Source organism: Marinomonas sp. UCMA 3892 (assembly GCF_012726345.1).
GTDB lineage: Bacteria > Pseudomonadota > Gammaproteobacteria > Pseudomonadales > Marinomonadaceae > Marinomonas.
In genome coordinates, this window is the sequence record NZ_PTXN01000037.1 from 1 (window position 1) to 2,500 (window position 2,500).

At 48.2% G+C, this 2,500-nt stretch carries 1 rRNA gene; it reads right to left on the minus strand.

The features are described 5' to 3' along the window. Nucleotides 1-2,147: ribosomal RNA gene (locus B6N13_RS23120) — 23S ribosomal RNA — on the minus strand; the annotation flags it as partial. Between the last annotated feature and the right edge of the window lie 353 nt (nucleotides 2,148-2,500).

Consider the following 2,500-nt stretch of genomic DNA (forward strand, 5'->3'; position numbering starts at 1 on the left):
GCTCCATGCAAACTGGCGTCTGCACTTCAAAGCCTCCCACCTATCCTACACAAGTAGGTTCAAAGTTCACTGTGAAGCTATAGTAAAGGTTCACGGGGTCTTTCCGTCTAGCCGCGGATACACAGCATCTTCACTGCGATTTCAATTTCACTGAGTCTCGGGTGGAGACAGTGTGGCCATCGTTACGCCATTCGTGCAGGTCGGAACTTACCCGACAAGGAATTTCGCTACCTTAGGACCGTTATAGTTACGGCCGCCGTTTACTTGGGCTTCGATCAAGAGCTTCGCTTGCGCTAACCCCATCAATTAACCTTCAAGCACCGGGCAGGCGTCACACCCTATACGTCCACTTTCGTGTTTGCAGAGTGCTGTGTTTTTAATAAACAGTCGCAGCCACCTGGTATCTTCGACCGACTAGTGCTTACGGAGCAAGTCCTTCACACCGGCCGGCGTACCTTCTCCCGAAGTTACGGTACCATTTTGCCTAGTTCCTTCACCCGAGTTCTCTCAAGCGCCTTGGTATTCTCTACCTGACCACCTGTGTCGGTTTGGGGTACGGTTCCTGCATATCTGAAGCTTAGAAGTTTTTCCTGGAAGCATGGCATCAACCACTTCGCCCAAAAGAGGGCTCGTCATCAGTTCTCGGTCTTAAGAGGGCCCGGATTTGCCTAAGCCCTCAACCTACCGCCTTAAACACAGACAACCATCGCTGTGCTGGCCTAGCCTTCTCCGTCTCTCCATCGCAATATGCACGAGTACAGGAATATTAACCTGTTTCCCATCGACTACGCATTTCTGCCTCGCCTTAGGGGCCGACTCACCCTGCCCTGATTAACATGGGACAGGAAACCTTGGTCTTCCGGCGGGGGAGTTTTTCACTCCCCTTATCGTTACTCATGTCAACATTCGCACTTCTGATACCTCCAGCCTGCCTTACAGCTTGACCTTCAACGGCTTACAGAACGCTCCTCTACCATGCCTARTAAAYTAAGCATCCGTAGCTTCGGTGTACAGTTTGAGCCCCGTTATATCTTCCGCGCAGGCCGACTCGACTAGTGAGCTATTACGCTTTCTTTAAAGGATGGCTGCTTCTAAGCCAACCTCCTAGCTGTCTAAGCCTTCCCACATCGTTTCCCACTTAACTGTAACTTTGGGACCTTAGCTGACGGTCTGGGTTGTTTCCCTTTCCACAACGGACGTTAGCACCCGCTGTGTGTCTCCCGTAATTGCACTCATTGGTATTCGGAGTTTGCATGGGGTTGGTAAGTCGGGATGACCCCCTAGCCCAAACAGTGCTCTACCCCCAATGGTGAGATACGAGGCGCTACCTAAATAGCTTTCGAGGAGAACCAGCTATCTCCGAGCTTGATTAGCCTTTCACTCCTATCCACAAGTCATCCCCAGCCTTTTCAACGGATGTGGGTTCGGTCCTCCAGTTGATGTTACTCAACCTTCAACCTGCTCATGGATAGATCGCCCGGTTTCGGGTCTATTCCCAGCAACTAAACGCCCTATTAAGACTCGGTTTCCCTACGGCTCCACTATGTGCTTAACCTTGCTACTGAAAATAAGTCGTTGACCCATTATACAAAAGGTACGCAGTCACGGAACAAGTCCGCTCCCACTGCTTGTACGTACACGGTTTCAGGATCTATTTCACTCCCCTCACAGGGGTTCTTTTCGCCTTTCCCTCACGGTACTGGTTCACTATCGGTCAGTCAGGAGTATTTAGCCTTGGAGGATGGTCCCCCCATATTCAGACAGGATAACACGTGTCCCGTCCTACTCGTTTTCATGATTAAGGTGTTTTCGTATACGGGGCTATCACCCTCTATCGCGGCACTTTCCAGAGCCTTCTACTAACACCAAAACCACTTAAGGGCTAATCCCCTTTCGCTCGCCGCTACTTAGGGAATCTCGGTTGATTTCTTTTCCTCCGGGTACTTAGATGTTTCAGTTCCCCGGGTTCGCCTCCACACAGCTATGTATTCACTGTGGGATACTCTACAAGTAGAGTGGGTTTCCCCATTCGGACATGTTCGGATCAAAGCTTGTTTATCAACTCCCCGAACCTTTTCGCAGATTACCACGTCCTTCATCGCCTCTGACTGCCAAGGCATCCACCGTGCACGCTTGGTCACTTGACCATATAACCCAAAATAGTTTTCTAATTCCCAACTCTAAGAAGAGTCAGTATTAAAACAACACTCAGATCACATACCAAAGGGCTTTTGTACCCCTCTGGATTTACGATTTAGAAAGTCACTAGGTTAAAGTGCTTTCCACCGGTTTGACGCTTGATTATCGTCTATTTCAAAATTTGAATTGTTAAAGAGCTGGTCTAAACATTACATTTAGACCCGAGAAAAGCTAACCAATAGCTTCCCTCAAATCGTGGAGGCGTATTATAGAGATAACTATAACAAGGTCAACACAATTATTATATTTATTTAAAACTTTCTATGTTTGGCTAAAAAACCAAAAAGAAAGTTAAAAACAA